This is a genomic window from Kitasatospora sp. NPDC001119 (assembly GCF_053598475.1).
Window position 1 is genome coordinate 71,223 of sequence record NZ_JBSFKI010000023.1, and the last position, 23,859, is coordinate 95,081.

At 73.5% G+C, this 23,859-nt stretch carries 31 protein-coding genes and 1 pseudogene; 14 read left to right on the top strand and 18 right to left on the bottom strand.

Annotation, left to right across the window (positions count from 1 at the left end; all coding sequences use genetic code 11):
- Positions 1–335: 335 nt before the first annotated feature.
- Positions 336–1,061, top strand: a complete 726-nt coding sequence (locus ACWDD9_RS26875) for a histone deacetylase (RefSeq protein WP_449812891.1) — start codon at positions 336–338, stop codon at positions 1,059–1,061.
- Between the two features lie 61 nt (positions 1,062–1,122).
- A complete protein-coding gene (locus ACWDD9_RS26880; RefSeq protein WP_380741818.1) occupies positions 1,123–1,908 on the top strand; it encodes a hypothetical protein in 786 nt (261 codons plus the stop codon).
- A gap of 82 nt (positions 1,909–1,990) precedes the next feature.
- Here the strand turns inward: ACWDD9_RS26880 and ACWDD9_RS26885 are convergent, their stop codons facing one another.
- The gene (locus ACWDD9_RS26885; protein ID WP_449812892.1) at positions 1,991–2,509 is read right to left on the bottom strand and encodes a SixA phosphatase family protein; all 519 of its coding nucleotides are present in this window, start codon (positions 2,507–2,509) and stop codon (positions 1,991–1,993) included.
- 194 nt (positions 2,510–2,703) lie between these two features.
- Positions 2,704–3,180: a carboxymuconolactone decarboxylase family protein gene (locus ACWDD9_RS26890; protein ID WP_074001102.1), complete on the bottom strand. Its 477-nt coding sequence runs from the start codon at positions 3,178–3,180 to the stop codon at positions 2,704–2,706.
- 177 nt (positions 3,181–3,357) lie between these two features.
- On the opposite strand from ACWDD9_RS26890, the gene sigJ reads away from it, so the two are divergent.
- Positions 3,358–4,299 carry an RNA polymerase sigma factor SigJ gene (gene sigJ / locus ACWDD9_RS26895; protein ID WP_449812893.1) on the top strand — a complete coding sequence of 314 codons (942 nt, stop codon included), beginning with the start codon at positions 3,358–3,360 and terminating at the stop codon, positions 4,297–4,299.
- A gap of 90 nt (positions 4,300–4,389) precedes the next feature.
- Here the strand turns inward: sigJ and ACWDD9_RS26900 are convergent, their stop codons facing one another.
- Complete coding sequence (locus ACWDD9_RS26900; RefSeq protein WP_449812894.1) at positions 4,390–4,845, bottom strand: hypothetical protein; 456 nt, start codon at positions 4,843–4,845, stop codon at positions 4,390–4,392.
- Between the two features lie 447 nt (positions 4,846–5,292).
- Here ACWDD9_RS26900 and ACWDD9_RS26905 point away from each other — a divergent pair, with 447 nt between their 5' ends.
- Positions 5,293–5,556 carry a hypothetical protein gene (locus ACWDD9_RS26905; protein ID WP_449812895.1) on the top strand — a complete coding sequence of 88 codons (264 nt, stop codon included), beginning with the start codon at positions 5,293–5,295 and terminating at the stop codon, positions 5,554–5,556.
- Here ACWDD9_RS26905 and ACWDD9_RS26910 read toward each other — a convergent pair.
- Positions 5,550–6,170, bottom strand: a complete 621-nt coding sequence (locus ACWDD9_RS26910) for a DUF2306 domain-containing protein (protein WP_449812896.1) — start codon at positions 6,168–6,170, stop codon at positions 5,550–5,552. The two genes, ACWDD9_RS26905 and ACWDD9_RS26910, sit on opposite strands and share 7 nt — an antisense overlap.
- Before the next feature lie 224 nt (positions 6,171–6,394).
- Here ACWDD9_RS26910 and ACWDD9_RS26915 point away from each other — a divergent pair, with 224 nt between their 5' ends.
- Entirely contained in the window at positions 6,395–6,781 is a 387-nt protein-coding gene (locus tag ACWDD9_RS26915; protein ID WP_449812897.1) for a fucose-binding lectin II, read from the top strand.
- Positions 6,782–6,859: 78 nt separating this feature from the next.
- Here the strand turns inward: ACWDD9_RS26915 and ACWDD9_RS26920 are convergent, their stop codons facing one another.
- A complete protein-coding gene (locus ACWDD9_RS26920) occupies positions 6,860–7,213 on the bottom strand; it encodes a VOC family protein (protein ID WP_449812898.1) in 354 nt (117 codons plus the stop codon).
- Positions 7,214–7,358: 145 nt separating this feature from the next.
- Positions 7,359–8,087, bottom strand: a complete 729-nt coding sequence (locus tag ACWDD9_RS26925; protein ID WP_449812899.1) for an HAD family hydrolase — start codon at positions 8,085–8,087, stop codon at positions 7,359–7,361.
- Positions 8,088–8,772: 685 nt separating this feature from the next.
- On the opposite strand from ACWDD9_RS26925, the gene ACWDD9_RS26930 reads away from it, so the two are divergent.
- Both ACWDD9_RS26930 and ACWDD9_RS26935 read left to right on the top strand, forming a co-directional pair.
- Positions 8,773–9,369 (top strand): DUF5919 domain-containing protein, encoded by a 597-nt coding sequence (locus ACWDD9_RS26930; protein WP_449812900.1) that lies wholly within the window; start codon positions 8,773–8,775, stop codon positions 9,367–9,369.
- A gap of 53 nt (positions 9,370–9,422) precedes the next feature.
- Positions 9,423–9,914, top strand: coding sequence for an NUDIX hydrolase (locus tag ACWDD9_RS26935; protein WP_449812901.1), 492 nt, complete (start codon positions 9,423–9,425; stop codon positions 9,912–9,914).
- On the opposite strand, the gene ACWDD9_RS26940 is transcribed toward ACWDD9_RS26935, so the two are convergent.
- Both ACWDD9_RS26940 and ACWDD9_RS26945 read right to left on the bottom strand, forming a co-directional pair.
- Positions 9,886–10,485: a ketosteroid isomerase family protein gene (locus ACWDD9_RS26940; RefSeq protein WP_449812902.1), complete on the bottom strand. Its 600-nt coding sequence runs from the start codon at positions 10,483–10,485 to the stop codon at positions 9,886–9,888. The two genes, ACWDD9_RS26935 and ACWDD9_RS26940, sit on opposite strands and share 29 nt — an antisense overlap.
- Positions 10,486–10,658: 173 nt before the next feature.
- The gene (locus ACWDD9_RS26945; protein ID WP_449812903.1) at positions 10,659–11,441 is read right to left on the bottom strand and encodes an alpha/beta hydrolase; all 783 of its coding nucleotides are present in this window, start codon (positions 11,439–11,441) and stop codon (positions 10,659–10,661) included.
- 309 nt (positions 11,442–11,750) lie between these two features.
- Here ACWDD9_RS26945 and ACWDD9_RS26950 point away from each other — a divergent pair, with 309 nt between their 5' ends.
- The 3 genes from ACWDD9_RS26950 (at position 11,751) to ACWDD9_RS26960 (ending at position 13,330) form a co-directional block, all read left to right on the top strand.
- Positions 11,751–12,359 (top strand): peptidase inhibitor family I36 protein, encoded by a 609-nt coding sequence (locus ACWDD9_RS26950; protein ID WP_449812904.1) that lies wholly within the window; start codon positions 11,751–11,753, stop codon positions 12,357–12,359.
- A 126-nt stretch (positions 12,360–12,485) separates the two neighbouring features.
- Positions 12,486–12,872, top strand: a complete 387-nt coding sequence (locus ACWDD9_RS26955) for a nuclear transport factor 2 family protein (protein WP_449812905.1) — start codon at positions 12,486–12,488, stop codon at positions 12,870–12,872.
- Between the two features lie 17 nt (positions 12,873–12,889).
- Positions 12,890–13,330 carry a GNAT family N-acetyltransferase gene (locus tag ACWDD9_RS26960; RefSeq protein ID WP_375874298.1) on the top strand — a complete coding sequence of 147 codons (441 nt, stop codon included), beginning with the start codon at positions 12,890–12,892 and terminating at the stop codon, positions 13,328–13,330.
- 247 nt (positions 13,331–13,577) lie between these two features.
- Here the strand turns inward: ACWDD9_RS26960 and ACWDD9_RS26965 are convergent, their stop codons facing one another.
- The 7 genes and pseudogenes from ACWDD9_RS26965 to ACWDD9_RS26995 form a co-directional block, all read right to left on the bottom strand.
- Complete coding sequence (locus ACWDD9_RS26965) at positions 13,578–13,832, bottom strand: hypothetical protein (protein WP_049650890.1); 255 nt, start codon at positions 13,830–13,832, stop codon at positions 13,578–13,580.
- A gap of 188 nt (positions 13,833–14,020) precedes the next feature.
- Positions 14,021–14,527: pseudogene (locus ACWDD9_RS26970) on the bottom strand (hypothetical protein); the annotation flags it as partial.
- 29 nt (positions 14,528–14,556) lie between these two features.
- Positions 14,557–14,904, bottom strand: coding sequence for a hypothetical protein (locus ACWDD9_RS26975; RefSeq protein ID WP_449812906.1), 348 nt, complete (start codon positions 14,902–14,904; stop codon positions 14,557–14,559).
- 374 nt (positions 14,905–15,278) lie between these two features.
- Positions 15,279–15,767, bottom strand: coding sequence for a hypothetical protein (locus tag ACWDD9_RS26980; RefSeq protein WP_449812907.1), 489 nt, complete (start codon positions 15,765–15,767; stop codon positions 15,279–15,281).
- A 300-nt stretch (positions 15,768–16,067) separates the two neighbouring features.
- Entirely contained in the window at positions 16,068–16,808 is a 741-nt protein-coding gene (locus tag ACWDD9_RS26985) for a DUF6193 family natural product biosynthesis protein (protein WP_449812908.1), read from the bottom strand.
- A gap of 130 nt (positions 16,809–16,938) precedes the next feature.
- The gene (locus tag ACWDD9_RS26990) at positions 16,939–17,616 is read right to left on the bottom strand and encodes a GNAT family N-acetyltransferase (RefSeq protein ID WP_449812909.1); all 678 of its coding nucleotides are present in this window, start codon (positions 17,614–17,616) and stop codon (positions 16,939–16,941) included.
- 151 nt (positions 17,617–17,767) lie between these two features.
- Entirely contained in the window at positions 17,768–18,268 is a 501-nt protein-coding gene (locus tag ACWDD9_RS26995) for a peptidylprolyl isomerase (RefSeq protein WP_049650895.1), read from the bottom strand.
- A gap of 423 nt (positions 18,269–18,691) precedes the next feature.
- Here ACWDD9_RS26995 and ACWDD9_RS27000 point away from each other — a divergent pair, with 423 nt between their 5' ends.
- Complete coding sequence (locus tag ACWDD9_RS27000) at positions 18,692–18,898, top strand: cold-shock protein (protein ID WP_049650901.1); 207 nt, start codon at positions 18,692–18,694, stop codon at positions 18,896–18,898.
- Positions 18,899–18,931: 33 nt separating this feature from the next.
- Here ACWDD9_RS27000 and ACWDD9_RS27005 read toward each other — a convergent pair whose 3' ends face one another.
- Entirely contained in the window at positions 18,932–20,038 is a 1,107-nt protein-coding gene (locus tag ACWDD9_RS27005; protein WP_387820902.1) for an RCC1 domain-containing protein, read from the bottom strand.
- Positions 20,039–20,331: 293 nt separating this feature from the next.
- Here ACWDD9_RS27005 and ACWDD9_RS27010 point away from each other — a divergent pair, with 293 nt between their 5' ends.
- A complete protein-coding gene (locus ACWDD9_RS27010; protein ID WP_449812910.1) occupies positions 20,332–21,981 on the top strand; it encodes a hypothetical protein in 1,650 nt (549 codons plus the stop codon).
- A gap of 84 nt (positions 21,982–22,065) precedes the next feature.
- On the opposite strand, the gene ACWDD9_RS27015 is transcribed toward ACWDD9_RS27010, so the two are convergent.
- Positions 22,066–22,278, bottom strand: a complete 213-nt coding sequence (locus ACWDD9_RS27015) for a hypothetical protein (RefSeq protein WP_388048907.1) — start codon at positions 22,276–22,278, stop codon at positions 22,066–22,068.
- A gap of 85 nt (positions 22,279–22,363) precedes the next feature.
- Positions 22,364–22,618: an acyl carrier protein gene (locus ACWDD9_RS27020; protein ID WP_049661285.1), complete on the bottom strand. Its 255-nt coding sequence runs from the start codon at positions 22,616–22,618 to the stop codon at positions 22,364–22,366.
- Between the two features lie 124 nt (positions 22,619–22,742).
- Between ACWDD9_RS27020 and ACWDD9_RS27025 the strand changes: the two genes are divergently transcribed.
- The gene (locus ACWDD9_RS27025; protein ID WP_449812911.1) at positions 22,743–22,925 is read left to right on the top strand and encodes a hypothetical protein; all 183 of its coding nucleotides are present in this window, start codon (positions 22,743–22,745) and stop codon (positions 22,923–22,925) included.
- Between the two features lie 161 nt (positions 22,926–23,086).
- Entirely contained in the window at positions 23,087–23,839 is a 753-nt protein-coding gene (locus ACWDD9_RS27030) for an SDR family NAD(P)-dependent oxidoreductase (protein WP_449812912.1), read from the top strand.
- Positions 23,840–23,859: the final 20 nt, after the last annotated feature.

Below are 23,859 nucleotides of genomic sequence, written 5' to 3' on the forward strand. Positions count from 1 at the left end.
CCCACTCACCATGACTCCGCTGGGAGTCGGCTGGATGCAGTGAGGAATCGATCAAAGAAAATTCTCATCATCGATGCCACGCGAGGGCAGCAACGGTATGAATCGAATGCTATTTCGCTGGTTTCCGATCGTTTTCGCTGGTGAAGAGTAATCGCCGAATACCGGAGCGGTGCGACGGGAGCGAGAAGAGTGATGAACACCATGGCGACCGATTCGCTACCAGTAGTGAAGGGGCCGCTGCCGAATCGGGGGGTTCTGGTCGGATCACTGGCGTGTTCACGGTTTTCACATATTCCTGTGGGAGTCTTTCGCAGCCCACACCGCGGCTCCTTCCTGTGAGCGGGCTGGGCAGCGGCGCGCCCGACTGGGATTCGGCTGGGCGAGACCGGAACCGGGACCTGGACCGTGACGGGCAGGGCGGCGGGGAGAGCAGCGGGGAGAGCAGCGGGGAGGTGCTCGTCTGGTACGTGGCGTACGGCTCGAACCTGCACGCCGCCCGCCTCGCCCGCTACCTGCGCGGCGGCCGCCCCGACGGCGGGGCGCAGGCCCACCCCGGCAGCCGCGACCCGCGCCCGCCGCGCCGGGCGGTGGCCACCGTACTGCCGGGCGTGCTCTACTTCGCCGACCACTCGCTCACCTGGGGCGGCGGCTCGGCCTTCTACGACCCGACCCTCCCCGGCGAAGTCCCCTGCCGGGCCTATCTGGTGACGGTCGGTCAGTTCAGCGACATCGCCGCCCAGGAGATGCGCCGCTCCCCCGGCACCGACCTCGACCTCGCCCCGGTGCTCGCCGCCGGGCGCGCCGAACTGGGCCCGGGCCGCTACGAAACCCTGCTGCACGTCGGCGAGTCGGACGGCCGCCCGCTGCTGACCTTCACCGCCGCCCGGGGCGTGGCCGGCGCCGAGCTCAACGCCCCCACCCCGCCCTACCTGCGCACCCTGGCGGCGGGCCTGGCCGAGTCCCACGGCTGGGGCCCCTGGCGCACGGCCGGCTACCTCGCCACCCGCCCGGGCGCGGCCGGGCACTGGACACCGGCGGCGGTGGCGGCGCTGCTGCTGTAGGCGCGGCCGTGGCCCGCGCCCCGGCCCGGCCGCTGTCGGCGGGCGCCGCTACCGTGCCGCCATGACCTACCACCCCACCGCGCCCGCGGATGCCGACTGGGACCGCCAACTCGCCGACGCCTTCGCCGCCTTGCTCGGCCGCCCCCTCGCGGAGTACGACCCCGACGCGGTCTACGCCGCCTGCGTCACCGGCAACCTGCTGTACGAGACCGGCTTCCGGCGCGAGCACGCCTGGGTGCGCCCGGCGGCGCTGCGCGGCGAGGAGCCGTTCGTCTCCCGGCTCCACCTGTTCGACGAGGCCGAGGGGACGCCGGTCTTCGACCCGAGCCGCTCGGTGTTCGAGTTCCGGCCGTCCGACGCCGGGGCGCATCTCCCCGAGGGCTTTACCACCGCCGTCGAGGCCGCCTGCTTCAGCCCCGGACTGCTGCGGGGCGCCGACCTCGCCCCGCTGCTGGAACGGTACGGCGTCGACCTCACCGACCCGGCCCTGGCCGGTACCTGGGAGGTCTACGCTCCCCTGCTCGTCTCCGACGGCACCCTCCTGGACGCCCTGTGCACGGCCTTCGCCACCGGCCGCACCCCCGGGGAGCTGACGCCCTTCACGGCGGAGCCCGAGGAGGAGTGGGAGGAGGAGCTTTCCGTGATCGGGAACCCCGAACTGCGCACCCACCTCGGCTACTTCTGCACCGACGGGGAGACGGGCCTGATGCCCGTGTCCGCCGACACCACGGCCTTCGGCCTGGACGACGAGGGCTGCGAACCGGTCGCGGGGTGGGAGGACGGGCACGGCCAGGTGGAGATCACCGTCATCCGGCTGAGCGACCACGTCGCCGGGCCGCGCCGCTGACCCCGGCCCGATGCTGCCGCCCGGCGAACTGCCGGGCGGCACAGCCGTGTTCGGGCGGTTTGGGTGCCTTGCAGTGCGGGTGTCAGGCGTGCGGCGTCCAGAAGGCGGTGAGCCGGCCGACGCCGTGCTCGACGGCCTTCCAGCTGCCCTGGAACTCCAGGACCGCGATGGCCGAGGTCGGGAAGCCGGAGCGGTTCATCCGCGCCAGCAGGTCCCCCTCGGCCTCGCCCGCCAGGGCGTCGGCCAGCGCGTGGACGCCGGGGTTGTGGCCGACCAGGACCAGGTCCCGCACCTCGTCGGACTGCTCGTTGAGGAGCGCGATCAGCTCCCCGAGGCTCGCCTCGTACACGCGCTCCTCGGCGACGGTCTTCGGCACCACCGGGAGCTCGGCGGCCGCGAGCCTCCAGGTCTCACGGGTCCGCACGGCGGTGGAGACCAGCGCGAGGTCGGGGGTGATGCCGGCGCCGGCGATCCAGCGTCCGGCCGCCGGCGCGTCCTTGCGGCCCCGCTCGGCGAGCGGGCGCTCGTGGTCGTCCACGTCGGGGTGCTCGGCCTTGGAGTGGCGCAGCACGACGATCCGGCGCGTCGATTCCTCGGACATGGACGTCTCCCTCGGTTCCCGGAACGGGCGGTTCACCCGGACCAAGATCGTAACAGTCCGTACTGACGGTCCATCGGGTGGAACGCGACGGGTGCGCCGCCCCGGGCGGGCGGCGCACCGCCCGGGCCCCGGCCTCCCCACCGGCCGTACCCGGCAGGCTTGTTGGGGAAGGGCCGGGCCCGGAGCCGCGCCGGTCAGTGGTGGTACATGCCGACCTCGTAGCCGCCACCGGGCTGGCGGATCATCACGTTGGCCCGGTTGAAGGCGTTGATCAGCGCGATCACGCAGACCAGCGCCGCGAGCTGCTCCTCGTCGTAGTGCTTGGCGGCGTTCGCCCACGCCTCGTCGCTCACCCCGCCGGCCGCGTCGGCGAGCCGGGTGCCCTGCTCGGCGAGTTCCAGCGCGGCGCGCTCGGCCTCGGTGAAGACGGTGGCCTCGCGCCAGGCGGCGACCAGGTTGAGGCGCACCGGGTCCTCGCCGGCGTGCACGGCCTCCTTGAAGTGCATGTCGATGCAGGCGCCGCAGCCGTTGATCTGGCTGGCGCGCAGCCGCACCAACTCCTGGACGGTGTACGGCAGGGCCGACTCGGCGATGGGCTTGTTGGCCGCGATGAGGTGCTTGAGGACCTTGCCGATGACGGGGCTGGCGAAGGGGTTGAGGCGGGGTTCCATGGCGTGCTCCTCGGTCGCTGTTCCGCTTGCTGCCCCTTGAGACAGGACGGCCCGCCGTTCTGTGACATCCCCCGGCCGCCCGGGCTCCGTGACCTGCGCCACACCACCCGCCGGTGGGCTCCGGCGGGCCTCGGATAGCCTGCTGGCCACGGTCGCGGGGCAGGCGGGGGGGTCCACATGACGGGTACGGCAGGTGCGGAAGGTGCGGCCGGGTACCGTCCGCTGCTGTTCTCCATCGCGTACGGGATGACGGGTTCGGTCGGCGACGCCGAGGACCTCGTCCAGGACGCCTTCCTCGGCTTCACCCGCGCCGACCGGGCCGGCACCGCGATCGCCGACCCCAAGGCGTACCTGACCACGGCCGTCACCCGCCTGGGCATCAACCACCTCACCTCCGCCCGGGTGCGCCGCGAGGCCTACGTCGGCCAGTGGCTGCCCGAGCCCCTCGTCACCACCGCCGAGCGGCCCGGCCCGGCCGAGCACGCCGAGCTGGCGGACACCCTGTCGATGGCGTTCCTGGTGCTGATGGAGGCCCTCTCGCCGGTCGAGCGCGCGGTGTTCACGCTGCGCGAGGCCTTCGGGTACGGCTACCCGGAGGTCGCCGAGATGGTGGGGAAGAGCGAGGCGAACTGCCGTCAGATCCTCGCCCGCGCCAGGAAGCGCCTGGCGCCCGCGGCGCGCGAGGACGAAGCCGTCGCCCCGGCCCCGGCCCGCCGCGCGGAGGGCGAGGAGCTGGCCCGCCGCTTCTTCGAAGTCGCCGAGGGCGGCGACCTGGACGCCCTGCTCGGCATGCTCGCCCCCGACGTGGTGTTCCAGGGCGACGGCGGCGGCAAGGCCCGCGCACTCGCCCACTCCCTCACCGACCCGCGCCGCGTCGCCCAGCTGCTCGTCGGCGGCCTGCGCCGGGTCCGCCGCCTGGGCGCGCGCCTCGTCCCGGCCCGGGTCAACGGCCGCCCGGGCGCGGTGGTGTACGACGCGGAGCAGCGCGTGGCCGGCGTCATCGAGCTGGACATCGACGCCGACGGCGCGGTGCGGTCCGTCCACGCCGTGTCCAACCCCGACAAGCTCGCCCACCTCGGGCCGGTCTCGGACCTGGGGCTGCTGCCGGCGCCGAAGTAGCCGGGCGACGCAACGGCCCGGGCCCTGGCAACCACCGCCCGGGCCCGGGCCGTTCGTCGTACGGGTGCGGCCGGAGGGCCGGCCGGAAGGTCAGAGCGCGGTGCAGACGGCGGTCGCGCGGATGGACTCGGTCCCGGTGCCGGTGTTGGTGCCGCGCACGACCCAGGAGTTGTCGGTCGCGTAGGAGTCGGTGACGAAGATCCGGAAGGCGCTGGTCTGGCCGCCACCGCCGGTGGGCACCTCCCCGGACGGACAGCTGACGATGGCGACCCCGTTGTCCCCGGGGGCCACGTCGATCCAGTCGCCGACGACCTGGTCGTGCGCGGCCATCAGTGCGGGGCTGACGGCGGCCGGGTCGTGCGGGACGACGACGGTCGGCTTGACGTTGGGCTTGCCCACGGGCTTGCCCGCCGGCTCGCCGACGGGCTCTCCGACGGGCTTGTGGCTGGGCTTGCCGTCGGCGACGGCGGCCACGGTGCCCGTGGCCAGGACACCGGTGACGGCGACGGCGAGGGCGGTCAGGACGAGGGGCTTCATACGGGCCACGGAGGCTCCTGAGGGTTGCGGCTCGGGGTGCGTCGACGCGGGGCCGTTCCCCGCGTCGAGCCCGATCCGTACCCGAACCCCCGACTCCGGCGCGGAGGCCCGCCGTACCGGCTACCCGGGCGGGGGAACACCGCTGCCCGACCGGGCTAGCCGGGGCCGGAATCCCCCGGTTCGATCAAGGAAGCCGTCCACGGGGGAAACGCGGGCGACCGTCACCTCGGCACGTTCCGGCAGTTCAACGCCGCGGCCCGCGTCATCGGCCGGCGCGACGCCCCGCGCCGCCTCGCACTCGGCGCCGGGGTCCGCCTGGTCGCCGCCTGCTCCGACTCCCCCGCCGCCGCCGGCTCCCCTGCGCCCGACACCGGGAAGCCCACCGTCGCCGAGCGGGAGAGCACGCTGGAACTCATCCCGAGCGAGCCGTCGGACAAGGAGCCGTTCCGCGCCCGGATGCTCAAGGGCTGCGAGATCTACACCAGCGGCCAGCCGTGCCCGATGTGCATGAGCGCCATCTACTGGTCCCGGTTCGACGCCGTCTACTTCAGCCAGGACCTGCAGGACACCCAGGACATCGGGTTCAGCGACGAGTACCAGTACGACGACTTCAAGAAGCCCATCGAGGAGCGGAGCATCCGCATGGTGCAGTTCTGCCCCGAACTCGGCAAGCCCGCGTACGACGCGTGGAGGGCCAGGCCCGACAAGCACCCCTACTGACCTGCCACCACCTCCGCGACGGCGCGGCGGGGGCGGGTGAACCAGCAGGCCAGCAGCAGGTTGGGCACCCAGCACAGCCAGGCGATGGCGGTGTAGGAGGTGCGGAAGTCCAGATGCGCGGCCGTCGCGGCGACCAGCATCAGGCGCAGCGTGACGGCGGCGAAGGTGAGCGCGAAGCTGCGGATCATCCAGTGGCGGTGGTCGGCCACCCGGCCGTCGAGGATCGCCCGCAGCCCGGCGTTGCCGGTCACCAGCCAGGCCACGGCCAGGCCGACGAAGCCGAGCCTCGCGACCGCTCCCCCGTACGCGACGGGCGCCAGCAGCAGCGCGCCCACCCCGCCGACCAGGCAGCCGAGCAGGTAGACGACGCCGATCCGGCGGTGCAGGCGCGGCCGGCGCTCGCGCAGACGGGCGGAGAACTGCCAGGGCCCGACCGCGAGTGCGGTGATCGCGCCGAAGATGTGGATGTAGAGCGGGACTTCGTGGCGCAGGTAGGTGGCGCGCTGCTGCTCGAAGAACCCCGCGGGGTCGAAGCTGAAGTACTTGGCGGAGACCACGGCGATGAGAGTGGCGAGCACCGTCATGACGGCCCAACCGGCCCGTGTGATGCGCATGGACCGAGTGTCCGGCCTGGCGGCCCGGGCCGACATCCGGGTTGCCCCCGAGAGGAACCCCCAGAGAACCCCACCTCCCTTGCGGGGGTTGGCACTTGGCGCCCGATGTCAAGATCGTTCCCTCGAAAGTGTTATTCCGGAACGGAGTTCCTTGGAATCGATCGCGGCGCGGCTAGCGTGAGCGGTGATCACCACGAGAACTCCCTCCGGAACGAAGGAATCCCATGTCCGACGCCTACGTCTTCGCCAAGGGCAACACCGCCGAGATCAGCCTGCCCGCCGGCGCCAAGGTCGCCGTCAAGGCCAAGACCAACTCGTCCAACGTCCAGAAGGTGCGGCTCACCAGCAAGGATGGCGTCGTCGACCTGGCGTTCAGCGGGACCGGCGAGCACAACGCCGTCATCGGCCAGCAGACCATCACCGGGCAGGCCGGCCTCACTGCCGTCTTCGAGTTCAGCGATGGCGACGGCGTCTTCAAGCCGAGCAGGCTCAACTCCGGTGGCCCGTACGAGATCGGCGCCTACAACCTGATGGTGCTCGTCGCCGAGAACGGCGACGACGCCGACTACAACGACACCGTCCTCGAGTTCAGCTGGTACACCCCGAAGTAGCCGCAGGGACAGTGGACATGCCTCCGGCCCGGCGCGGACTCCCGCGCCGGGCCGGAGGCGTGTCCGCGGGCGGCGCGGTCAGGCGGGCTGCCAGAGCTCGATGCGGTTGCCCTCGGGGTCGGTGACCCAGCCGAACCGGCCGACGCCGTCCATCTCCTGGGTCTCCCCGGCCACGTCGGCCCCCTTGGCGCGCAGCTGGGCGAGCATCGCCCCCAGGTCGCGGACGCGGAAGTTGAGCATGGTCTGCTGGCTACGGGGCCCGAAGTAGTCGGTCCCGGACTCGAACGCCGCGAACACCGTCGGCCCGGCTTCCTGCTGCCACAGGCCGTGCTCGTCGGCGTCCAGCCCCAGGCAGTCGCGGTACCAGGCGCCCAGCGCCGCCGGGTCGGCGGCCCGCAGGAAGTATCCACCGATGCCGAGCACTCGTTCCATGCCGTCATCCTGCCAGGCCGTCGGCCGCCACCCCGATCACCTCCAAGGAGGCGCCCACAACCGGGTGAAGCGGCGGCGAGCGTGAACCGTCCCGGGGTGGGTTCGGGCCTTCACCCGTGAAGGCCCGAACCCACGGTCGAGGGCGTCATACAGCACGATCCGGTTCGCGGAACGGTTGAGGATCCACAGCACGCGATGCCCACGTGGCGTCCCGGCTCCCCCCGGACACATACGCGCCGAATACGGAGGTGTCGAGATCCTTGAGGGACTCCAGTACCAGCGTGGCAATCGCGAAGCGAGGATCGCGGCGATCAGCGGCCTCGGGAACGGCGACGACCGTCATCTGGGCTGACACGCCGGCGAGGACGCCGTTGAGCGAGTCCTCGATCACGATGCATTCGTCGGGTGACGCGCCGAGGGCGGCGGCTGCGCGGAGATAGGCGCCCGGGTGGGGCTTGCCGTGTTCGTCGTCTTCGGCCGAGAACACGGCATCGAAGGATCGGTCAAGGCCGGTGCTCGCGAGCGCATGCCGAATCACCGACTCCGGCGAAGACGACACGACGGCCATCCCCCTCGATGCGCGCGCGCACGCCGCGACGGCGTGTTCGGCGCCGGGTTTCAGCGCCACTTCCTCCAACCTGCGGCACACGGCGGCCACGATCTGCTGCTCGACGTCGTCGGGGTCGGCTTGAATCGTGGCCCGATCGAACCAGTAGGCCACCATGTCCCGTTGCCGCAGCCCGCGCGTCGCCGCCTGCATCTCCGTTGTGAGGTGCAGGCCAAGCGGACCGAACACGTCACGCTTTGCCGCGTCCCAGACCGGCTCGGAGTCGATCAAGAGGCCGTCCAGGTCGAACAGGACAATCGGTTGCATCGGTTGCTCTTTCGTTGGCGATCACGCGAGGACGAGACGATTCGCTGCCCCGCCGTGCGTGAGCGGATGGTGCCGTGGCCGATGACGAGGCCCATGAGCCGCCGGCCGGCCCGGCGGCGAGCGTGGACCGTCCCGGGGCGGGCTCGTCGGCCCACCCCCGGTCGGCCGGCCGCTTCATCCTCGATCGAACTCCTTCCACACTAGCCGGAACCGGCTCCAGTCCGAGTACGGAAGTTGATCTTCTGACAGGACATCACCGGCTTCCCGCCGGATGCTTGCCCGGTGAGCGTGGCGAGGACGCGCTGGCGGTGGGGAGCGAGCGCGTCCGTGGAAAGCGCGGGACGCCACACCGGGACGATCGAGCCCGATCGCGCGGGCCCTCGGCAGGGAGACTCCTGCGGGAGCGTTCGTCGCGGGCACCGGCCCGGAGGAATCACCGGCTTCCGGGCCGGCTTCACCTGCCTGTCCGGGCCGTCTCCGCTTCGGCGAGCTCAGCGAGTACCCGGTCCGCCGCCTCCCGAAGCCCCTCCACGCGCTCGCGCGCGGCCGGCTCCCGCTCCTCCAGGAGACCCGCCAACGGCTTCTTACGCCTGGGACAGTGGAACGCCGGCTCTCCGACGCGGCGCTGGTGCCGCATCAGCGGAACCGTATCGATGTCTGCGCGGCTTCAGGGGTTGATGAACGAGTGATCTGGCCCAACAGCGTCCGGGCGAACGTCAAGACCGGGCACGACCGGGAGGTGTTCGCCGTCTATCCGCACCGGTCGGTCTGCCCTCAGTCGGTCTGGGCGCAGCTGATCGCCGAGGCGCGGTCCGAGGTCTTCCTCGCCGGGTACACCAACTACTTCGTCTGGCTGGAGCAGCCCGACCTCCTCCAGACCCTGCGGCGCAAGGCCGAGAGCGGCTGCCGCATCCGCTTCCTCCTCGGCGATCCCGAGTCCGGGACGACGCGCCGGCGGGAGCAGATCGAGGACGTGGCCCTCACCGTGTCCACCCGGATCCGGGTCACGCTGGAGCACCTGGCCAAGCTCTCCGGCAGCCAGGGCGTCGAGGCGCGCTTCAGCTCCCCGGAGGACGGCCCGAACCACATCGGCCTGTCCGTCTTCCGCTTCGACGAACACGCCCTGGTCACCCCGCACCTGGCCCGCACCGTCGGCCACGACTCCCCGCTGATGCACCTGCGACGCAGCGAGGAGAACGGCATGTTCGACCGCTTCGCCGAGCACATCGAGGAACTCTGGTCCCGGGGCAACACCATCCCCACCGACCCGGCCCGCGCATAGGAAGTCGGCCCCGCCGACTTCCTGCTCCACCGCTCAACCAGGAGGGCACCACCATGAACAGCGGCGGCCAGAACGGCTGCGGGGACGGCGCCGCCGATCCCTCCCCCGCAGCGCTCCACTCCGTGTCCGTCGCGGGAGTGGTCGTCCGCGAGGACGGGCGCGTGCTGGCGATCCGGCGGGCCGACAACGGCGCCTGGGAGCCGCCGGGCGGCGTCCTCGAACTCGCCGAGACCGTCGAGGACGGCCTGTGCCGCGAGATCCGAGAGGAGACCGGCATCGAGGTCGGCGTCGACCAACTCACGGGCGTCTACAAGAACATGGCCCGTGGCGTCGTCGCCCTGGTCTTCCGCTGCCACCCCGCCGGCGGCGCCGAACGGCTCTCCTCCGAGTCCACCGCCATCGCCTGGCTGACCCCCGACGAGGTCGCCGACGGCATGGCCGAGGTCTACGCCGTCCGCGTCCTCGACGCCCTGCACCCCGGCCCCGCCCGCGTCCGCTCCCACGACGGCCGGCGCCTCACCGCCGCCCCCGAACGCCTCGCGTGAGAAGTCGGCCCCGCCGACTTCCCGCTCCGCCGTCCATGGCTGCGGGCCGCACGCCCTTACGGACCCCTCCGGCCGGGCCCTCCCCCGCTCCTGTGCGGGGCCGGGTCCCGGTTCGATTCGCGGGAGGCGGGTCTTCTCCCCCACGGACTCCAACTGCGGGCGGTCCGCCCGCAGTCGCGGCGTGACGGCCGGGGGCAGCGGGCGGCAGCGGCCGTCCGCGCCCAGGTGCGGCTCGGCTCCAGAGCCACCTCCGCCAGGCGGGCGAGAAAGCCAGCCGGAAGACGTGGTGGCTGAGGGAGAGGTGGTTGCCGGTGAGCGTCTGCACGAAGGTCTCGGTGAAGTCGACGGCCGAGTCGTCGAATCCGAGCTTGCCGACGACAACGGTGAGCACGCCCCCGTCGGACAGCCGCTGGCTGTCGACGTTGCTCAGGTCCCGAAGCTTCGCCTCGATGGCCTGTCGTCCCTGGACCTGCTGGCCTTCGAAGGTGAGCAGCGCGTCCTCCGCGTAGAACCCCCGCCACGCCTGCGCGGGACTCGCCGCCCTCGTCGAAGTGGGCGCAGTAGCCCTCATGGCGGGCGAGCTCACAGGGAGGTCGTCGTCAGAGTGCGGTTTCGGCTGTTCCGGCACTGTTTGTTGGCTCTCGGAGGTCGGACCGCCCCGGGAGCGTCCGAGCCGTTCGTCGGGGCGATGCTGCCGGGGGTCGCGGCGCCCGGCCGGCACGCCGGGCGCCGCGACCGCGCACGTCACGCCGGCGAGGTGGCCGTCCGGGCGAGGTGCCGGGTGAGGAAGCGGGCCGCGCTGTCGGCCTCGGACCTGGGGAAGTCGAAGTGCTTGCCCGCGTTGGCGTGCAGTGTCTTCTCCGTCGAGGCGAAGGCGTCGAAGAGTGCGAGGGCGGCCTCGCGCGGGATGCGCTCGTCGTCCCACTGCATGGCGAACTCGATCGGGACGGTGATCCGCCGCGCCTGCTCGACCAGGGCGTCGGGCCACATCAGCCCGAAGACCGCGGCCGTGATCCTGGGCTCGGCCGCCACCAACGGCACGCCGAGCGCGGTGCCCATGGCGATGCCGACGTAGCCCACCGGCCCGTCGGCGCCGACCTCCGGCAGCTCCTGGAGGGCGTCCAGCGCCGCCTGCCACTCGGGTACGGCGAGCTCGGCCAGGCGGGCGTTGTAGCGGACGACGACCGGGCCCTCCGGCTCGCCCGCCGCCTGCGCCGCGCGCAGTTCGGCGATGTCCGCCTCGTCCTGCGCGCTGCGCGGCCGGTCGCCGTGACCGGGTGCGTCGAGGACGGCGACGTGGAAGCCGCAGCCGGCCGCCAGGAGCCGCGCCCGGCCCGCCATGGAGGGGTGCTTCTTGTGGGCGCCGCCGCCGTGGCCCATCAGGACCAGGGGTGCGCGACCGGCGCCGGTGGCAGGGGAGGCGGGTGACCAGAGCACACCGGGGACGCCGCCCACGGTGAAGTCGCGTTCGGTCATGCCGTCCGCCGTGGACTCGGCGGTGAAGTGAAGGGGCTGGGAAGAGTGCATCGGTGTGGCCTTTCGGGAGTTGCCTGCTCATCGCGGCGCTCCCGGCGACACCCTGCGTCAGTCGCCGGCCGTGAACCCCAAGGGGAGCACCCATATCGGTACTGCGGTCATGGGTCTCACCTCCTCGGGCGGTGTCACGGTCGACTGCAAGCTACAAGCCCGGGCCTCGTCCCGTCCAACCCTTTTTCCTGGCCACGTGATCACGGCTCCACGCGCCCCGGTGCCAAGCGGCCGTACGCATTCCTACAAGACCCCCGCTTCCGCGCCCGGACAGGATGGGCTTCCGAAGGACCCCTACAAGGAGGTTTCATGCTGAAACGCCTGAAAGCGGGAACCATGAAGAAGCGTCTGCTCGCGGTGCCCTTCGCCGTCGCGGCCGCCCTGGCGGTGTGCGTCGCCCCGGCCGCGTCCGCCGCCACCGGCGCGGGCGGCACGGGCGCCGGCCAGGCCGGCTTCTCGGCGCAGGCCCGGGACCTGGGGCTGAGCGGTGCCCAGGCCAGGAGCCTGCAGGACCGGGTCGACGACTACCTCGCCAAGACCCCCGGGGCGAGCCAGGTGGCCGTCAACAAGATCGCCCTGCCCGGCGGCGAGCTGCTGCTCCCGCTGCCCGGGGAGGAGCGGGCCCGCGACCTCGCCGCCAAGGCCGACTCCCCCGCCCTGTCCTCGGGCTGCCCGTACACCTACGTGTGCGCGTACAGCGGCACGAACTTCACGGGCGAGGAACTGCGCCTGTTCACCTGCAACTACCCGGTCCGCATCTACTGGACCGGGACCGGATCGTGGATCAACAACCAGCGGTCCACGCTGTACGCCAGGTTCTACGGCGCCGACGGCAACGTCGGCTGGACCTCGCCCGGCGGCTACAGCGAGGACCGCGCGGCTCCCTGGGGCTGGGTCTACTGGCTCAGCCCCTGCTAGAACGGCCGCGCCGGAGTGGGAAGTCGGCCAGGCCGACTTCCCACTCGCTACCACACCGGCGACCGGAGCACGCCGATTACTGTGCAATTCGAGTGCCGACGGCGATCGGATCGCTACGTTCCATTCATGGATTTCAACAGCATTGCGAACTCGTTCGTCGGGCACTACTACACGACCTTCGACGGCGGCAGCGCCACTCGCAACAACCTGGCGAGCCTCTACCGCCCCGAGTCGATGCTCACCTGGGAGGGCAAGCAGGTCCAGGGGCAGGCGGGCATCATCGAGGCGATCAGCAGGCCCGAACTCGCCGTCGTCAAGCACAGCGTCACCTCCTCCGACGCCCAGCCCGCCCCGGGCGGCGGCGTCCTGGTCACGGTGACCGGCAACCTCGCCATCGACAACGCCTTCGACAAGCCGATGCAGTTCACCGAGACCTTCAACCTGCAGCCGATCCCCGGCCAGCCCGGCGGCTTCTTCGTCTACAACCAGGTCTTCCGCCTCGTCTTCGCCTGATACGGCGGCCCGCTCCGGTGCTGCGGCTGCGTGAACTGGCCGACGGCGACGCCGAGTCGGTTCGCCGCATCCATGCCGACGGGTCCGCCACGGATGTGTGGTTCGGCGCGATGACCGGCGTCCAGGCCCTCGCCTACGTCCGCGAGGCCGCCACGGACCCCGGGCTCCTCGTTCGCGGCATCGAGGTGGGCGGGGACCTGCTCGGCGTCGTCCGGCTCCGGCTCGACCCCGGCCGCGGCACCGGCCGGCTCAGCTACGTCGTGCGCGAGGACGCCCGGGGCAGCGGCCACGCCACCGCCGCCGTACGGCAGTTCCTCACCGGCGACGGCCTGCCCGCCCGGGTGCTCGCCGTCCACCGGGAGGCCAACCCCGCCTCCGGCCGGGTCCTCGCCAAGGCCGGATTCACCCCCACCTGCACGGGCGCCGGCCTCGTCCACCACGAACGCGCGCGCCGCTGAGCGGCGCTCCGGAGTAGGAAGTCGGCCCAGTCGACTTCCTACTCCTCCCCCGCCCCACCGGAACGGCGGCGTCGGCCCCGACCCGCCTCCGGCCTTGGCCACCAGGGGGATCGGAGCGCGGAGCAGCGGGCGGGACGCCGTGGCAGCGCCTCGTCGCGGGACCGGAGCGGGGACGGAACCGGATGACGGACCCTCGCGCTCACCGGCGCGAGGGTCCGTCCGGGCCAGGGGCCTGCGCGGTCGCCGTTCAGTCGGCCAGGGAGCCCCGGTACTCGACGGGGCCCTCGCCCGGGAACTGGGCCGTGCCCCGGAAGCTGTTGCCGTCGTCGAAGAAGGTGACGTTGCCCGCCCCCGCGTCGGGGCTGGTCCAGGTGACCGTGGTCCCCGTCGAGGGAGTGCCGTCACCGACGGCCTGCCCACGGTTGGCGATGTTGAGGGTGAGGGGCTCGTCCGCCTGCCAGCCCCCGCCGCCCGTGTAGATCTCCGTGTTGTACGTGGCCATGCTCGTCTCCTTCCCGGTCGCCGCACCGGCCGGTCGGCCGGTCGCGGCAACGGCTGTCGGAAAGGGCGCCCCCATGACGCCCGCCCGTTCAACGCCCGTGGTGGGGAAAGGACACCGGCCGGCCTCCCGATCCGGGCCCGGTGCGGCCCGCGTCATCCGGGTTCGGAACGTGACGGCCCGGACGGCGGTCAGAAGAGGCCCGCGCGCATGTGCCGGTCGAGGTTCTCCAGGATCTCCCGCAGCCACGGGCTGCGGACGGCAGGCAGCCGGGCCAGGGTGTGCCGGAACACGCCCTCGTCGGCCCGGAAGGGGTAACGGGCGCACGGAGCGGGCGGGTCGTCGCGCAGGACGCCGTCGGGCATGCCACCCGACGCGGGGACGGGCAGGTGCGGCTCGGGGAAGGCCAGCCACCGCCACACCCCGACCGGCAGCGGCACCGGGTACGCGTGGGAGGCCTGAGCGGGCGGGGCCCAGGCTCCCGTCCGGGGGTGGGTCGGCACGAGGAGGATGTCGGCCCCGCTGTCGGGGGCGGGCAGTCCCGGTCCGGCCAGGACGGCGCGCAGCGGCGACGGGCCCGCCGGCAGCAGGGCGTCGAGGGCGCGTTGGAACACCTCCGCGGCCGGGCCGTGCGGGACGGTCACCGGACGGCGTTCCGAGGCCGCCGGCAGGTGGGCGAGCGACCGGCCGGGAGCAGCCGTCGGTACCTGTGAATCAGCTGATCCGGTCAGACGCGGTAGCGGGGGTATCCGCCCAGTTCGGGGAGCTCGCTCTCGAAGTCGCAGGCGGCAACGGCCTGGTATCCGGCGTCCCACGCCGCTGTGAGGAATCGGGAGACGGCATCCACCATGGTGGCCCGCCGCCCCTCCACGTCGATCTTGAGTGGCCAGCCGACGAACTCGTCGGCCAGTCCGGCGTCGGGGTTGGGCTGGATGTCGAGCTCCAGGTCACCGAACCGGACCGTGTACTCGTCGGCCGGGACGCCCAGCACTGCTGCCACGAGCCCGGTCACGTCCTGTCGGCTCGCGCCCTGCACGAAGACCGCGCAGTAGTCGTTGTCCTCGGTGCCCGTCATGCGACCTGGTCCTGCCTTTCAACGAGATCCGAGCCGACTCGATCGACTTGAAGACTACGGCCGACCCGGCGGTCCGGCAGCCGGGCCCCCTTGGCCACCCCGGTGCGCGGGCGCACGGCGGCGAAGGTCGACCCTACGGGGTTCGTGGTCCGAGGGTGGACCCAGTGCTCGGCGGGGAAGTCCTGGAACGCTTCCCTTCCCCAGGGCACCGGGGCACCGGGGCACCGGGGCACCGGGGCACCTGACCGTCGCTCCGGGTGCCGAACGGCCCGGGCTGTCCGGGCCGTTCGGCATCCAGTCGCGGGGCACCGTTCATCCGGCACGTGCGGAGGGGGGTCGGTTCCTGAGTCGGCCGGCGGTGCCCGGGGGCCGGGTCAGGCCTTCCAGGCGCCCCAGTAGACGTTGGCGTTGTCGCCGGCGCCGGTGTCGTGGGTGGTGCGGAAGAAGCCCCGGGTGGTGCCGTCGTCGTCGTAGCCGTTGCTGCCGACGTAGGGGTTGTTCCAGTGCAGCCTGACGGCCGCGCCGTTGCGCCAGCCCTCCTCGCAGTTGGACGCCTGGAACGTCACCGAGCCCTCGGTGCCGGTCATGAAGCCGTTGCTCTCCGACTGGAAGACGGCGTCCCCGGTGTTGCCCAGCCACTGCGGCGGCTCCTGGCCCTGGGTCCAGATGCCGTGGGACAGCGAGTAGTCGGTGCGGTTGAGCGTGCAGCCGGTGCCGTTGTGCAGGTGGACCGTGGTGCTGCGGGCGGCCGAGAGGGCGGCCTGGGCGGGGGCCGGGGCGGCCTGGGCGGTGCCGGTGGCGATGGTGCCGAGCCCGATGGCGGTCACCGCGGCCAGCGCGGCGGTACGTGCGGAGATACGCATGGTCTCCCTCGATTCCGTGGGTCGTGGGTGGGTTGCGCGGGCTGTGTTCCGCGCCGTGGTGAACGATCCGGCCGGCCGGTCAACGAACGGTGGACGGCGCGGTGAACGCCGTGACATGTGCGGTTCATCGTTTGTCGACGCGCATGGTGTTCGCGCACCCGGGAGGCCGCGCGCCCGCCTTGCCGCAGCACGCGGGGCGGGGCAGGGCGGCCCGGCCCGGTAGTTGACGACGGCGCTCGCGGGCGGCCAGGGGACCGCAGTGGCGCGGCAGGTGGCCAGGAACTCGCAGCGGTCGGCGGCTCAGGAGGGGACGGCGTCGTCGGGCAGCGCATCGACGACCGCCGCGACGGCCGCCTCCGCGCCGTCGACGTCCTGCAGCCGCCCGTCGTCGAACCGCACCCGGTAGCGGCCGTCACCGAGTGGCGCGACCCTCGGCAGGTCGTAGGAGAGCGGCGGCGCCGCCCGGCGGCTGAAGGTGAGCCAGTACATGCTCCGGCCCGGCGACAGGGCCCGCAGGCGCGGCTGCGCGTGGGCCGCCTCGACGAGTTTCCGCAGGCCGGTTTCGTGTCGGCGCTCGTGCGTGGCGGACTCGCGCAGTCGGCGCCATCGGACCGGCACGGCGTCGCCCCGTTCGTGGGCCTCGGCCAGTTCCCAGGTCCGCAGGAAGGGCGACCGCGCGAGGAGTTCGGCGAGGCGGGCCCCCGCCTGCCAGGTGGCCACCGCCCCGGCGGCCTCGGCGAGGTCGCCGGTGCTGCCGGTGGCCAGGTGGACTCCGCCCGCCCAGCAGCTGACGTCGAAGCTGCGCTCCCTCGCCGTCATCCCGACCCGTGTCAACCGGGCCCCGGTGGTCACCCGCGCCGCCGTCCGGCGCCGGCCCGGCTCGGCGGCCGGCTCGCCCCCGAGCCGGAGCCCCGCCCGATCGGCTTGTGCCCGAAGGGCGTTCAGCAGCGACCCGGCCCGCGCCACGTCGGGGTAGTGGGCCGCGTAGGGGCGCAGGGCGTCGTCCTCGTCCGCTGCCGGGACGGGGGTCTGTTCGGGCATGCGGTCGAGTCTGCCAGGCCTCGGCGCCGCTTTCCGGTGATCACGGACGAGTGAACGGACAGCCGCGGGTGGTCGTGCGGTTCGGCGGCAGCGTGTACATCGCCTGACCGTACCGCCCCAAAGGCCCCACTCACGCGGGGTCTGAAATGCCCTCGCCGCAGCCGTCCGGCAGGCCGAACAGCGGCAGGCAGGGCGCCAGCCCGTCGAGGGTGACGGGGACGTCGCGCCGCGCCTGCCAGCGCTCCCGGGTGAGCCTCAGCCGCCGCTCCGTCACGCCGCGCCCGCGGACCAGGTGGCGGTCGACGCCGTCGGGTTCGTAGCCGTGCTTGCGCGACACGGCGTACGAGGAGGGGTTGTCCTCGAAGGCGCCCGACACCGCCTCCGTCGCGCCCAGGCCCGCGAAGGCCAGGTGCAGGACGGCGGCGCGCATCTCGGTGCCGATGCCCTGCCGCTGGTGCCGCGCGCCGAGCCAGGAGCCGGTGGAGGCCTGCCGCAGGACGGCGAAGTCGCGGGCGGCGACGGTCTGCAGGCCGACGACCCGGCCGTTCTCGAAGACGGCCAGGTTCAGCGCCCAGTCGTCCGGGGACCAGTTGCCCCGGCGCAGCCAGTGGTGCTGGACCACCGAGCGGGCGCGCTGGGCCGAGGGGAGGTCGGTCCACGGGACGATGAAGGGCATCCGGTCCGGTTCGTGGACGCCTTGGGCGGCGAGGTCGGCCAGGGCGGCGAGTTCGTCGTCGGCGGGCAGGCGCAGTTCGAGGCGGGGGGTGCGCAGGCGCAGGCCCAGCAGCGGCCAGTGGTCGGTCAGCATGCGCCATTGTCGGGGGCGGCGGCCGCGGTCATCCGGATTTCCGCGCTCCGACCTCCGGGCTTTCCCGGCCCTGCTCCGGCGCGCCGCGCGCAGTGGGAAGTCGGCCGGGCCGACTTCCCACTCCCGACCGCTCCCCGCCCGCCCGTCCGCCCTACTCGACGACCTCGGCCTTCACCAGGACCACGTCCTCCTTGGGGACGTCCTGGTGGCCGGCCCTGGAGCCCGTGGCGACGGCCCTGATGGCGTCCACGACCTCCTGGCCCTCGACCACCTCGCCGAAGACGGCGTAGCCCCAGCCCTGGGGGTTCTTGCCGCTGTGGTTGAGGAAGTCGTTGTCGGCGACGTTGATGAAGAACTGGGCGGTGGCCGAGTGCGGGTCCCCCGTGCGGGCCATCGCCACCGAGTACTTGACGTTCTTCAGGCCGTTGTCGGCCTCGTTCTCGATGGGCGCGCGGGTCTCCTTCCGCTTCAGTCCGGGCTCCATCCCGCCGCCCTGGACCATGAAGTTGTCGATGACCCGGTGGAAGACCGTCCCGTCGTAGAAGCCGTCCGTGACGTACCGGAGGAAGTTCTCCACCGTCGCCGGGGCCTTCTCCGCGTCGAGGCGCAGGACGATGTCGCCGTGGTTGGTACTCAGTTTGACCTTCGACATGATGACCTCACTGTCTGCATGGTGGCGGCTACGAGAACGCTCACCGCGCATTGTGGCAGGAGGGGCGGCCGGGGCTGCTGAGGTTCCCGTCGTGGCGCCGGGACGCGGGAAGTCGGCCGGGCCGACTTCCCGCTCCGGGCACTTGCGGGAGAACGACCCCCGCCCGCACTGTGAGTGGGCGATCGACTACGTCCCGTCAGGAAGTGTGCGATGTCCCCTCTCTCCCTTGTCCGCGGCCGCGTGACGGCCGTGGTGTGCGTGCCGCTCCTCGCCCTCGCGGCCCTGATCGCGCTCTGCGCCCCGGCACAGGCAGCCCCGGCACAGGCGACCCCGACGCAGGCGACCCCCGCACAGGCGACCCCCGCACAGGCGACCGCGAACCGGGCCGCGCCCGGGCCGGTGGCGGCGGAGGGCCGCCGGGCCCTGGTCAACTTCGGCACCGTGAAGTGGTTCAACGCCGAGAAGGGGTTCGGCTTCATCACGCCGGACATCCCCGGCCCGGACGTCTTCGTCCACTACTCGAGCATCATCGGGGGCGGGTTCCGGACCCTGACGGAGGGCGAGCGGGTGGAGTTCCAGATCGAACAGGGACCCAAGGGGCCGCAGGCCGTGAACGTCATCCCGCTCTGAGCGCACAACCCGCCACGCCGCCCGCCCGGGGCCTCAGTTGGCGAGGCTGAAGTCGCCGCCCACCGGTGCGGCGATCTTGTCGATGCCGGTGAGCGCGGTGAGGGTGGGCACCGGGGTGCTGCTGTCGGTGGTGGTGCCGTCGCCGAGCTGGCCGGAGCCGTTGCTGCCCCAGGAGTGCACGGTGCTGGTGCCGGACAGTGCCACGGTGTGCTCCCGGCCGGCGGCCACCAGGCGGACGTCCGTCAGGCCGGGGACGGTGACGGGCAGGACGCGGAAGACGGTGGTGCCGTCGCCGAGTTGGCCGGCGGTGTTCTGGCCCCAGGCCTTGAGGCGGCTGTCGTCGTCGACCACGGCCATGCTGTGGTTGCAGCCGGCCGCGATCTGCGAGACGCCGCCCGACCAGGTCGGCCGGGTGGCGACCGGGGTGAAGCGGTTGATGGTGGTGTTGTCGCCGAGCTGGCCGGTGGCGTTGTAGCCCCAGGCCTTCACCGAGGCGCCGGCGCCCGGCTTGCCGACCAGGACGAGGTTGTGGCCGGCCCCGGCGGCGATCCGGCTCACGCCGGTCAGGCCGGTGACCGGTGCCGGGAGGCCGCGACTCGCCGAAGTCCCGTCGCCCAGCTGGCCGTTGCCGTTGTAGCCCCAGGCCCACACGGTGCCGTCCTCGCGCAGCGCCAGGCTGTGGTGGAGGCCGGCGGCGATGGCGACGACCTTGTGCAAGCCCTCGACCCGGACCGGGACGCCGCTGTCGGAGTTCGTCCCGTTGCCGAGCTGGCCGTGGGTGTTCTGCCCCCAGGCCACCACGGTGCCGTCGGCGAGCAGGGCGAGGCTGTGCGCGCCGCCGGCCGCGATGTCGGTGGCGTCGGAGACGTCGACCACCTGGCCGGGGGCGTTGTGGCTGAACACGGTGCCGTCGCCGAGCTGGCCCGAGCCGTTGACGCCCCAGGACTGCACCGTACGGTCCGTCAGCAGGGCCAGCCCGTACCCGAGGCTCGCACCGGCGCCGCCGGCGGCGATCTTCACCACCTCGGCGCTGGTGAGCCCGAGGACGGTGGTGGCCGTGGTGCGGAGGTCGGCCCAGGTGCCGTCCCCGAGCTGGCCGGAGCGGTTGTTGCCCCAGGACTTCAGGCGCTTCTCTGCCATGCGACGATGCCTCTTAACTGATGTGACAATAAGTCAAATCGTCGACACGTCAGGATGGTTGACGGGTCCGCGATCATGGCCCGACGCTACCCACGCGCCCGCCGCCCGCACCGGAAGCGGCCACGCGGCCACCCGAACGGGTGATGGACCCCCGCACCCGGGCACCGGCCGCGACCCCGCACGCATTCCACACACCCCTGCCGTTGTGTATACGGCCCGTCACCCCTAGTGTCGGCGGTCTCCGCGCGCGGGGCAGCGCGCGGAGACCGTCACGCCTTGAGGAGGGCAAGCCCGTGGCCGACACCTTCGTGCCCATGGAGCCGACCGCGTACGTCACGCGACGGAACCTGGCCGGCGCCAAGGAACTCCCCGACGCCCCGGCCGACTTCGAGAACGCCCAACGCGGCCTGCTCGCCGCCCCGCCCTACCGGGCCCTGCCGTCCCTGGACGGCGAGGAGGCGGTCTGGCACTTCCACGCCTTCGACTTCCACACCTCCGACACCCCCGCCGACGCCGACTCCCCGGTGGCGGCTGCGCTGCGCCGCCAGGGCCGACTCGCCGTCCCCTCGGGCCTGTTCCGGGTCGCCGACGGCCTCTACCAGGTACGCGGCTTCGACCTCGCCAACCTGACCGTCGTCACCGGCCCCCGCGCCCTGCTGGTGATCGACCCGCTCGGCTCGTACGAGACGGCCCGCGCCGCCCTGGCCCTGTACCGCTCCACCACCGGGGACACCCGCCCGGTGCGGGCCGTGGTCCACACCCAGAGCGGGGTGGACCACTTCGGCGGCGTGCGCGGGCTGTTCACCGGATCCCGCACCGGCCCGCCCGCCGGACCGCCCGCCGACCTCGCGGTGTACGCGCCCGACGGGTTCCTCGCCGACGCGGTGCTGCGTCAGGTCACCGAGGGCGCCCGGCAGGCCCACCTCGTCGACTACGCCTACGGCACCCGGCTCGGCATCGGCCCGCTCGCCCTGGCCGGCTCCGACCTCGGCCGCACCGTCTCCACCGGCCGGCCGGACTTCCTCGCCCCCACCGACACGGTCGGCGGCCCGCTGTCCGCCCCGACGCCCCGGGCCCACTGGCCCGCCTGGACCGGGATCCCCTGGCAGGAGGGCCTGTACGCGGTCGAGGCCGCCGGGGTGCGGATGGTCCTGCGGCCCGCGGGCGGGCACGCCTCCCCCGCCGAACTGAACCTCTACCTGCCCGCGCACCGCGCCGTGTACCTGGCCGGCGCCGGACTGCTCGGCGCCCCCGGCCCCGCCCGCGCCGAACTGCTGGACGCCACCGCCGCCGCCTTCGGCACCCCCGCCGAGGTCGGACTCGGCGCGTACGGGCACCCGGTGTGGGGCGCCCCGTACGTGTCCGCGTGGCTGGCCGCCCACCGCGCCGCCGCCGGCGCCCTGCCCGACGCGGGCGCCGTCGCCCCGCTGCTCGCCGCCCCCGGCCACCTGGACACCCCCTCCCGCACCGTGCGCGAGGTGTGGGCGCGCCTGACCGGCACCGCCCTGGGCGCCGCCCGGCCGGCCGTCACCGCCCGGGCGCAGCTCGCGGCCGCGGACGGCGCGCACCGGGACGGCACGGAACGGTACGGCTCCGAACAGGACGGCGCGCGGCGGGCGGTGGACGCGGCGCAGCGCGCGTACGACGGCGGGGGCGGTGGCGGCGGGGGCGCGGTGCCGGACTACGCGCGGGCGGTGCTGCTGCTGGACCCGGTGGTCGGCGCCTGCGCGATCCCGTCGGCCGTCCCGGCGCCGGTGGAGCGGCGGGCACGGGCGCTGCAGTCGGCGGCGCTCACCCAGCTCGGCTACCTCGCCGCGCACGGGCGGCTGCGCAACGCGCTGCTGACGGCGGCCCGTGACGTCCTCGGCCCCGGCACGGTGGCACCCCGCTTCGCGGCGACGGTCCACGACCTGGCGGTGTGCGCGGACCCGCTCGCGATCTGAGGCACGCGCGCGGGGCCGGACGCGCCCGTCCTCCCGTCCTCCGGTGTTCGGGCCGGAGGACGGGCGGACGGGGGTGGCGCGAGGTCAGTCCAGGGCCAGGAAGCTGCCGACGTTCTCGTCCGGCCGGAACTCGCCCGGCCCCAGGGGGTTGAGGATTCTCGTCTGACAGTTGCCGTCGGGGAAGAGCAGGATGGTGCCGCCGGTCCGGTTGGCGATGGCGGTGTCGGGGCCGGTGCCGGGGTAGCACTGGCCGCCCTGCGGGTCCCGGACCTGCTGGAAGTTGCTGCCGTTCTCCATGATCACGACGCCGGGCGCCGCCGAGGCGGTCGAGTCGTACGGGCCGGCACCCGGACGGCCGGGCCGACTCCCCGCTCCGGGTCGTTCAGGAGCCGGACGCCACCTGGGCGTTGACGTCCTTGAGGAACTCGGCGACGGGACGCCCGAGCAGCTCCGCGCTGTCGACGGAGACGCCGTAACGGTTCTCCACGTCGGCGAGGACGCCCAGCACGCCGAGCGAGTCGACGCCGAGGTCGAGGAACATGCGGCCCGGTTCGGCGAGTTCCTCGGCGGTGACCTGGACGCCGGCGCGGGTCCTGACCAGGGTGGCGAGTTCCTCGTAGGTGATCTCGGCGGCCATCGGGCCCTCCTCGGGGTGCGTGGGGCGGCAGGGCCGGAGGGTGGCGGATCGCTCAACGGGAGGCCCTGTGGGCGCAGTTGTACGTGGTCGAAAGGCGTCCGGTCCAGCTCGTTCACTCGTACGCGTGAGGCCTTCACGGGGATGGTCGGAACGGCCCGCCCCGGCCCGCCCCCGCGACCCCGACCGCGCCGCCGCCGGGCACCTCCTCGCCCCGCTGACCGGGCCGCTGGAGCACCGGCCGGACGCGGACGTGCGGGAGGTCGTCGCCGAGGCGGTGGACGTCTTCCCGCACGCCTACGGCACCTGAGCCCCGGGGCCGGGGAATCCGGGCGGCGGGTGCGTCCGCCCGTGCCGCGCCGCCTGGACGACGGGGCGCCGCACCGCCGGGCGTGGTTCGCTGGAGGGGCGGGCGCCGAGCGCCCGCCCGCCCCCGCTGCGAAGCACCCCGTTCTCCGAAGGGCCGTGGTCATGATCTCCTCCTCCCTCGCGGGCAGGGTCGCGCTGGTGACCGGCGCGACGAGCGGCATCGGCGCGGCCACCGCGACCGCGCTGGCCGAGCAGGGCGCGCACGTGCTGGTCGCGGGCCGGGACGCGGCGCGCGGCGAGGCGGTGGTGGCCGCGATCCGGGCGGGCGGCGGCAGGGCCGACTTCGTCGCCGCCGAGCTGCGCGACGTCGCCGCGGTGCGGCGCCTCGCCCGTACGGCCACCGCACTGGGCGGCGGCCGGGTGGACATCCTGGTCAACAACGCCGGCGTCTACCCGTTCGGGCCGACCGAGGAGACGACCGAGGAGGAGTTCGACGCCGTCTACGCGCTCAACGTGCGGGCGCCCTACTTCCTGGTGGCCGAGCTGGCCCCGGCGATGGCCGCGCGCGGCGCCGGGGCGATCGTCAACATCAGCACCCAGGCCGCCTCGCACGGCGCGCCGGGCATGTCCCTGTACGGCTCCAGCAAGGCGGCGGTCAACCTGCTGACCCGCACCTGGGCGGCCGAGTACGGGCCGCGCGGCGTGCGGGTCAACGCCGTCGGCGCGGGGCCCACCCGTACCGAGGGCACGGCGGTCATGGGCGAGGGCCTCGGCGACCTGGCGGCCGAGGCGCCGGCGGGCCGGCCCGCCGAGGCCGAGGAGATCGCCGCCGCGGTCGTCTTCCTGGCCGGCGACGCGGCGGGCTTCGTCCACGGCGCCCTCCTGCCGGTGGACGGCGGGCGCACCGCGGTCTGAACACCCCCCGGCCTCGGGCC